The organism is Actinoplanes sp. NPDC051633 (assembly GCF_040681735.1).
Classification (GTDB): domain Bacteria; phylum Actinomycetota; class Actinomycetes; order Mycobacteriales; family Micromonosporaceae; genus Actinoplanes.
Window position 1 is genome coordinate 1 of the sequence record NZ_JBFAZH010000258.1, and the last position, 8,027, is coordinate 8,027.

Here is an 8,027-nt window from a genome sequence, read left to right on the forward strand (position 1 = left end):
TAAGATGATCCCCATCCAGACGAGGCCGCTGATGATACTATTTCTGCGCTAAATTATAAAACGCTTTTTTCTCAGCGTCATAAAAATCCACTAATGTATCGTCGAAATCAAATAATATATTTTTGAATTTCATATTCAAATCTCCTATTTATTAACAATCTTTTTTTACTAAAATAGTAACAAATAAAATGGCACAAAAAAAGACCAGAGCATTCGCTCTGGCCAATAATTAATCGTGTATTAGAAACCGAAGATTTTACCTAATACGCTAACGCCACTTTCTACGATGTCAACGATACTAGTTCCTAATTTAGTCCAATCTTGATCTTGTGCTGCTTTTACTGTATTTGCAATAGCTTCTGCTAATTTTGACATGTTTATCTCTCCCTAATTAATTATTTAAATTTTAAAGTTTTAGCCCGCCGAAGGTGACGCCGTGCGCGAACATCGCACTGCCCTCGGTGAACGGCTCGACCAGGCGGTCGGAGACGATCATCGCGCCGAGCGGGACGTAGCCGGAGGTCATGCCCTTGGCACAGGTGATGATGTCGGGCTGGTAGCCGTACCGCACGGAGCCGAAGTACTCGCCGAGCCGGCCGAAGGCGCAGATCACCTCGTCGGAGACCAGCAGCACGTCGTAGCGGTCGCAGATCTCGCGTACCCGCTGGAAGTAACCCGGCGGCGGTGGGAAACAGCCGCCGCTGTTCTGCACCGGCTCGAGGTAGACGCAGGCGACCGTGTCCGGGCCCTCGAACTCGATCGCCTCGGCGATCCGGTCGGCCGCCCAGATGCCGAACTCCTCCAAGGTCTGCGACTCGTCCGGGCGGCGGTAGTAGTTGGTGTTGGGCACCCGGGTGGTCGACGGGATCAGCGGCTCGAACTGCTGCTTGATGGACGGCAGCCCGGTGATCGACAGAGCGCCCATCGTGGTGCCGTGGTAGGCGACCTGCCGCGAGATCGCCTTGGTCTTCATCGGCTTGCCGGTCTGCTTGAAGTAGCTGCGAGCGAGCTTCCAGGCACTCTCCACTGCCTCCGAGCCGCCGGTGGTGAAGAAGACCCGGTTGAGGTCGCCGGGGGCGAGCGCGGCGAGCCGCTCGGAGAGTTCGAGCGCGGTGGGGTGGGCGTAGGACCAGAGCGGGAAGTACGCGAGCTCGGCGGCCTGCTTGGCGGCCGCCTCGGCCAGCTCGGTGCGTCCGTGACCGGTCTGCACGACGAACAGGCCGGAGAGCCCGTCCAGGTAGCGTTTGCCGTTCTGATCCCACACGTACGGGCCGGAGCCGCGCACGATGACCGGTGACTCGCCGGCGGACAGCCGGGTGAAGTGCGGCCAGAGGTGGTCCTGCGTCATCTCGTTCCCCACGCGTACGTCTGTTTGGCCAGCTTCAGGTACATGAACGTCTCGGTCTGGGCGACACCCTCGACCCCCCGGACCTTCTCGTTGAGCAGGTCCAGCAGGTGCTCGTCGTCGGTGCAGACCAGCTCCACGAGGAGGTCGTAGCCGCCGGCGCAGATCACGACGTAGTCCACCTCGGGGATCTTCGCCAGCTGGTCCGCCACCACCCGCAGGTCACCGATGACCTTGACCCCGACCATGGCCTGCCGGGCGAAGCCGAGCGTCAGCGGGTCGGTGACCGCGACGATCTGCATCAGCCCGCCGTCGAGGAGCCGTTGGACGCGTTGGCGAACCGCGGCCTCGGACAGCCCGATGGTCTTGGCCAGCGCGGCGTACGACATCCGCCCGTCGCGCTGCAGGTGCTCGATGATCTGTTTGTTGATGTCGTCCAGTGCCAGGTCCGTCACGCGGCGATTGTCCTCGTGCCGCACAGCCCTGGCAATGGAATCAGTGGTCGGGTTGCTGTCACTCAATTGAATCCGTTGCGCCGCTGCATGTACATACGTTTATCGCAGCTTTCCCTGCTCTTGACAAGTGTTTCCGTGGCCACAACGCTTCCGTAACACGGTTTCAGTGACGGCGGCGGATGAGAGTCAACGTGCGAATCCTTCTGATCGGCGCCGGCGGCGTGGGCTCGGCGGCGGCCGGCATCGCGGCCCGGCGCGACTTCTTCGACACCTTCGTGATCGCCGACTACGACCTGGCCAAGGCCGAGGCGGCCGTGCCCGATGACCGATTCCGATCCGCGCGCGTGGACGCCTCGTCCGCCGGGGCGGTAGCCGCGCTGTGCCGGGAGCACGCCATCACGCACGTGCTCAACGCGGTGGATCCCCGGTTCGTCATGCCGATCTTCGAGGGTGCCCTGGCGGCCGGAGCCGACTACCTGGACATGGCGATGTCGCTGTCCGTGCCGGGCGGCGTCCGGCTCGGCGATCTGCAGTTCGAGGCCGCGGACGACTGGGCGGCTAAGGGCCGGCTGGCGCTGGTCGGCATGGGCGTGGAGCCGGGACTGTCCGATGTGTTCGCCCGGTACGCCGCCGACCACCTGTTCTCGCGCATCGACGAGGTCGGCATCCGCGACGGCGGCAACCTGGTGGTCGAGGGTTACGACTTCGCGCCGTCGTTCTCGGTGTGGACGACGATCGAGGAGTGCCTGAACCCGCCGGTGATCTACGAGAAGGACCGCGGCTGGTACACCACCGAGCCGCTGAGCGAGCCGGAGACGTTCGACTTCCCGGGCGGCATCGGCCCGGTCGAGTGCGTGCACGTGGAGCACGAGGAGGTGCTGCTCATCCCGCGCTGGGTGGACGCGCGCAAGGTCACCTTCAAGTACGGGCTGGGCAAGGAGTTCATCGACGTCCTGAAGACGCTGCAGAAGCTCGGCCTGCACCGCACCCAGCCGGTGCTGGTGAACGGCGTGCCGGTGTCGCCTCGCGACGTGGTGGCCGCGTGCCTGCCCGACCCGGCCACGCTGGGCAGCCGGATGACCGGCACGACCTGCGCCGGGACGCTGGTCACCGGCCTCGGCAAGGACGGCGCGCCACGATCGGTGTACCTCTACCACCTGGTCGGCAACGAGTGGTCGATGCGGGAGTACGGCTCGCAGGCCGTGGTGTGGCAGACCGCGGTGAACCCGGTGATCGCCTTGGAACTGCTCGCCGCGGGCACCTGGTCGGGCGTCGGCGTGCTGGGGCCCGAGGCGTTCGACGCCGAGCCGTTCCTCGCCAAGCTGGTCGAGTACGGCACGCCGTGGGCGCTACGGGAGCAGTAGCGAGTTCCGGACGATGTCGAGTCCGCGCCGCAGGTCGTCGTCGGAGATGACCAGCGGCGGCAGGAACCGCAGCACGTTGCCGTAGGTGCCGCAGGTGAGCACCAGCAGGCCGGCCTCGTGGCAGCGGGCCGCCACGGCCGCCGCCCGCGCGGCGTCGGCCAGCTCGACCGCGATCATGGCGCCGCGTCCGCGCACCTCGTGGACGCTCTCGATGCCCTGCAGGCCGGGGACGAGGATCCCTTCGATTCCTCGCGCGGCGGCGGCGAGGTCGAGCTCCCGCATCGTCTCGATGGCCGCCAGGGCGGCCGCGCACGCAACCGGGTTCCCCCCGTACGTGCCGCCGAGCCCGCCGGCGTGCACCGCGTCCATCAGCTCGGCGCGACCGACGACCCCGGCGATCGGCAGGCCGCCGCCCATCCCCTTCGCGGTGGTCACCAGGTCGGGTTCGATCCCTTCGTGTGCCGAGGCGAACCAGTCGCCGGTCCGGCAGAAGCCGGTCTGGATCTCGTCGGCGATGAACACCGCCCCGGCCGTGCGCGCCCACTGCGCCAGGGCCGGCAGGAAGCCCGGCGCCGGCACCACGAAGCCGCCCTCGCCCTGGATCGGCTCGATCAGCACCGCCGCCACGTTGCCGCTGCCGACCTGCTTCTCGATCACATCGACGGCCCGCGCCGCCGCCTCGGGCCCGGAAAGCCCGTCGCGCAGCGGGTAGGACATCGGCGCCCGGTAGATCTCCGGCGCGAACGGCCCGAACCCGTGCTTGTACGGCATTACCTTGGCGGTCAGCGCCATCGTGAGGTTGGTCCGCCCGTGGTACGCGTGGTCGAACACCACGACTGCCTGCCGACCGGTCGCGTGCCGGGCGATCTTCACGGCGTTCTCCACCGCCTCGGCGCCGGAGTTGAACAGCGCCGCCCGCTTCTCGAAGGTTCCCGGCGTCAGGTCGATCAACTGCTCGCACACCGACACGTACGACTCGTAGGGCGCGACCATGAAGCAGGTGTGGGTGAACCGCTCGGCCTGCGCGCGCACCGCCTCGACGACGCGCGGCGCCGCGTTGCCGACCGAGGTGACCGCGATGCCGGACGCGAAGTCGATCCACTCCCGTCCGTCGACGTCGGTCAGGCGGGCGCCGGCCGCGGTGTCCACGTAGGACGAGAGCACCGAGCTGACCCCGCGGGCCACGGCCGTCGCACGCCGCTTGTGCAGTTCCTCCGACGATGCCACTTGTCACTCCCCCACGTGGTGCATGACGTGCTTGACGCGGGTGTAGTCCTCCAGCCCGTACACCGACAGGTCCTTGCCGTGCCCGGAGTGCTTGAAGCCGCCGTGCGGCATCTCGGCGACCAGCGGGATGTGGCAGTTCACCCAGACGCAGCCGAAGTCGAGCCGCCGGGTCATCCGCATCGCCCGGCCGTGGTCGCGGGTCCACACCGAGGAGGCCAGACCGTACTCGACGCCGTTCGCCCAGCGCACCGCCTCGTCCTCGTCGGTGAACCGCTGCACGGTGATGACCGGGCCGAACACCTCGTCCTGGATGATCTCGTCGGCCTGGCGCAGCCCGGACACCACGGTGGGGCTGTAGAAGTAGCCGCGCTCGCCCTGGCGCCCGCCGCCCGCGTTGACCGTGGCGTGGTCGGGCAGCCGGTCCACGAAGCCGGTCACCCGCTCGAGTTGCCGGGCGTTGTTGAGCGGCCCGTACAGCACGTCGGAGTCGTCGGGCGCGCCGGTCCGCGTACCCTTCGCCTGCTCGGTCAGGGCGGCGACGAAGTCGTCGTGCACCCCCGGCCCGGCCAGCACCCGCGTCGCGGCCGTGCAGTCCTGGCCCGCGTTGAAGTAGCCCGCCTCGGCGATGGCGGCGGAGGCCGCCTCGACGTCGGCGTCGTCGAAGACCACCACCGGCGCCTTCCCGCCGAGCTCGAGGTGGGTGCGCTTGAGGTCGGCGGCGGCCCCGGCCGCGACCTCCATGCCGGCCCGCACCGAGCCGGTGATGGAGACCATCTGCGGGGTGGGGTGGGCGACCAGCGCGCGGCCGGTATCGCGATCGCCGCAGACCACGTTGAGTACGCCCGCGGGGAAGAACTCGGCGGCGATCTCGGCCAGCCGGATCGACGTCACCGGCGTGGTGTCGGAGGGCTTGAGCACCACGGTGTTGCCGGCCGCCAGAGCGGGCGCGATCTTCCACACCGCCATCATCAGCGGGTAGTTCCACGGCGTGACCTGCGCGCACACGCCGACCGGCTCACGCCGCACGTAGCTCTCGTAGCCGGCCAGATACTGCCCCGCGGAGCGGCCCTCGAGCAGCCGGGCCGCACCGGCGAAGAACCGGATCTGGTCGATCGCCGGCGGCAGCTCCTCGCTGGCGGTCAGCCCGAGCGGCTTGCCGGTGTTCTGCGACTCGGCGGCGACCAGCTCGTCGGCGCGGGCCTCGATTGCGTCGGCGAAGCGCAGCATCGCCCGCTGCCGGTCGGCCGGCGTGGCGTTGCGCCAACCGTCGAAGGCGTCGGCGGCCGCCCGGAACGCGCGATCCACATCGGCCGGCCCGGACACCGGCGCCGAGGCGAACACCTCGCCGGTCACCGGGTCGATCAGATCCTCGTACCGGCCGTCGGCGGGCTCGGCGGACTCTCCGGCGATGACGTTCTTCAGCACGGTTTTCGCGGTCATGGCGACATCTTTTCACCGCATCCGCAGCTGACAAGACCTTGGACCCATCAATTCCGTATCTCGCGTGTCCTCTTGCACATGGCAATCGTTTCCAACAAGATGGCGGAGGTCCGCAGGACATCCCAAACCGGAAGGAACCACAATGTCGCTCACCGTCTCCCCCGACCTCCTCGCCGCCGCCGAGCGTGGCGAGGTCTCCGACGCCGAGTTCGTCGACTGCGTCCGCACCTCGCTGCCGTACGCCTGGGAGGTGATCAACTCCGTGATGACCGACCTCCGGACCACCGGCGGGGATTTCGCCGATCACGAGGTGCCGCCGCCGTCCGATGTGGAGCGCGGACAGCTGCTGCGGGCGCTCGCCAGCGATGCCATCCGGGGCGGCCTGGAGCGGCACTTCGGGGCGAAGCTCGCCTTCCAGAACTGCCACCGGGTCGCGGCGTTCTCGCACCGAGCGGTCGGCGAGGACCGCTACCGGGCGTTCGTCTCGCCGCGCGGCCAGCTGCTGAACCAGTCGCCGGAGCTCCGCAACTGCTGAGGCTCCCGGTGTGAGGCCGCCGGTTCGAGGGCCGCCGGGCGGGTGGTGTCGGCCACCCGCCCGGTACGTTCTCGGGGTGGAAGACGAACTCATCGACCAGGTGGACGAGCAGGACCGGGTGGTGGGCCAGGTTCGCCGCGGCGAGTCCTACGCCCGCCGGCTGCGGCACCGCTGTTCGTTCATCCTGGTCCGCAACGCCGTAGGCAAGATCTTCGTGCACCGCCGCACCGAGACCAAGCAGGTCTTTCCCGGTGCGCACGACATGTGGGTCGGCGGCGTGGTCGGCGCGGGCGAGAGCTACGACGAGGCGGCGTTGCGCGAGGCGCGGGAGGAGCTCGGCGTGCCCGACCTGCCCCAGCCCGAGTTCCTCTTCAAGTTCCTCTACGAGACCCCCGAGCACGCCTGGTGGTCGGCGGCCTACCGGGTCACCTGGGACGGCCCGGTGCACCCGCAGGCCGAGGAGGTCGCGTGGCACACCTTCCTCACCGAGGACGAGATCGGCGAGCGCCTGGCCGCCGGCGACTGGGCGTGGGTCCCCGACGGCGTCGAGGCGTGGCGGGAGCTGCGCAAGCGCACTCAGTGACGGGCGTGCCGGCCGTGACCGGTGCGGACCACCGCTGACCGGTCGGCGATCAGCGTGGCCAGTGCCGTGGTGATCGGCACCGCCGCGACCAGGCCGATCGTGCCGACCGCGCTCCGCAGCACCTCCTGGGCCAGGAACTCGCCGGTGAGCAGCTCACCGGTCGGCTGACTGCTCGCCGCGATGAGCAGGAGCAGAGGCAGAGAGGCCCCGGCGTACGCGAGGACCAGCGTATTGACCGCCGACCCCACGTGCGCCCGCCCGACCCGGATCGCCGAGGCGAACAGGCTGCGGCGCGACGGCGACCCCGGCGCCATCTCGGCGACCGTGACGGCCTGGGTGACGGTCACGTCGTCGAGCACGCCCAGCGCGCCGATCACGATCCCGGCCAGCAGCAACCCGCGCAGGTCGATATCGTCGCGCACCACGGTCAGGTAGGTGCTGTCGTCGGTTCCCGCCCCGGTCAGCTTGAGCAGCGTGGAGAACCCGGCGCCGAGCAGCCCGGTCAGCACCAGGCTCGCCAGCGTGCCGGCCACCGCCACCGAGACGTGCACGCTGAAGCCGTGCGTCAGATACAACGCGGCGAACATGATGGCCGACGCGCCCACCACCGCCACCAGCAGCGGCGGTGAGCCGTCCAGGATCGCCGGCAACACGAAGAGCACCAGCGCCAGGAACGACACGGCGAGGCCGGCCAGCGAGGTGAGCCCCCGCCATCGGCCGAACGCGATCACCACCGCGACGGCGAGCGCCACCAGGATCCACATCCCGCCGGAGCGCTGCTGGTCGACCACCGAATACTCACGCCCGCCGGGCACCGCGCCCGGGTAGTACAGGAGAACCACGTCATCGCCCGCCTCCACCCGGGGCGCGCCGGGGCCGTGCGGCAGGTCGACGGTCTTCCGGGTGCCGCGGCCGGGACCGTCGGTGATCTCCACGGCCGCGGTGCCGCACGGCGGGGACGCCTTGCGGCCGGGCGCGCATGTCAGGACGGTGATGGCTGTGACGGTGGCGAGCGCGCGTTCGCCGCTGTTCGGGTCGGGCACGGTCTCGACCGACGGCGGCCACAGCAGGATCAGGC

8 protein-coding genes and 1 pseudogene are annotated in these 8,027 nt (G+C 68.7%); 3 read left to right on the forward strand and 6 right to left on the reverse strand.

Annotation, left to right across the window (positions count from 1 at the left end):
• Nucleotides 1-240: 240 nt before the first annotated feature.
• The 3 genes and pseudogenes from AB0M20_RS16670 to AB0M20_RS16680 form a co-directional block, all read right to left on the reverse strand.
• On the reverse strand, nucleotides 241-375 hold the full coding sequence (locus tag AB0M20_RS16670; RefSeq protein WP_001830095.1) for a beta-class phenol-soluble modulin: 135 nt from the start codon (nucleotides 373-375) through the stop codon (nucleotides 241-243).
• Between the two features lie 43 nt (nucleotides 376-418).
• Nucleotides 419-1,348: pseudogene (locus tag AB0M20_RS16675) on the reverse strand (aspartate aminotransferase family protein); the annotation flags it as partial.
• Entirely contained in the window at nucleotides 1,345-1,800 is a 456-nt protein-coding gene (locus tag AB0M20_RS16680) for an Lrp/AsnC family transcriptional regulator (protein WP_364298932.1), read from the reverse strand. The gene AB0M20_RS16680 and the pseudogene AB0M20_RS16675, both read right to left, overlap by 4 nt.
• A gap of 191 nt (nucleotides 1,801-1,991) precedes the next feature.
• On the opposite strand from AB0M20_RS16680, the gene AB0M20_RS16685 reads away from it, so the two are divergent.
• Nucleotides 1,992-3,164 (forward strand): saccharopine dehydrogenase C-terminal domain-containing protein, encoded by a 1,173-nt coding sequence (locus AB0M20_RS16685; protein WP_364298934.1) that lies wholly within the window; start codon nucleotides 1,992-1,994, stop codon nucleotides 3,162-3,164.
• Here AB0M20_RS16685 and gabT read toward each other — a convergent pair.
• Nucleotides 3,150-4,391, reverse strand: a complete 1,242-nt coding sequence (gene gabT, locus AB0M20_RS16690; RefSeq protein ID WP_364298936.1) for a 4-aminobutyrate--2-oxoglutarate transaminase — start codon at nucleotides 4,389-4,391, stop codon at nucleotides 3,150-3,152. The two genes, AB0M20_RS16685 and gabT, sit on opposite strands and share 15 nt — an antisense overlap.
• A 3-nt stretch (nucleotides 4,392-4,394) precedes the next feature.
• Nucleotides 4,395-5,831: a gamma-aminobutyraldehyde dehydrogenase gene (locus tag AB0M20_RS16695; RefSeq protein WP_364298938.1), complete on the reverse strand. Its 1,437-nt coding sequence runs from the start codon at nucleotides 5,829-5,831 to the stop codon at nucleotides 4,395-4,397.
• 142 nt (nucleotides 5,832-5,973) lie between these two features.
• On the opposite strand from AB0M20_RS16695, the gene AB0M20_RS16700 reads away from it, so the two are divergent.
• Both AB0M20_RS16700 and AB0M20_RS16705 read left to right on the forward strand, forming a co-directional pair.
• Entirely contained in the window at nucleotides 5,974-6,366 is a 393-nt protein-coding gene (locus AB0M20_RS16700) for an SCO5389 family protein (protein WP_364298940.1), read from the forward strand.
• 76 nt (nucleotides 6,367-6,442) lie between these two features.
• The gene (locus tag AB0M20_RS16705; protein ID WP_364298942.1) at nucleotides 6,443-6,949 is read left to right on the forward strand and encodes an NUDIX domain-containing protein; all 507 of its coding nucleotides are present in this window, start codon (nucleotides 6,443-6,445) and stop codon (nucleotides 6,947-6,949) included.
• On the opposite strand, the gene AB0M20_RS16710 is transcribed toward AB0M20_RS16705, so the two are convergent.
• The coding region (locus tag AB0M20_RS16710) for a YibE/F family protein (protein ID WP_364298944.1) at nucleotides 6,943-8,027 on the reverse strand (1,085 nt) is incomplete at its 5' end. The genes AB0M20_RS16705 and AB0M20_RS16710 overlap by 7 nt on opposite strands.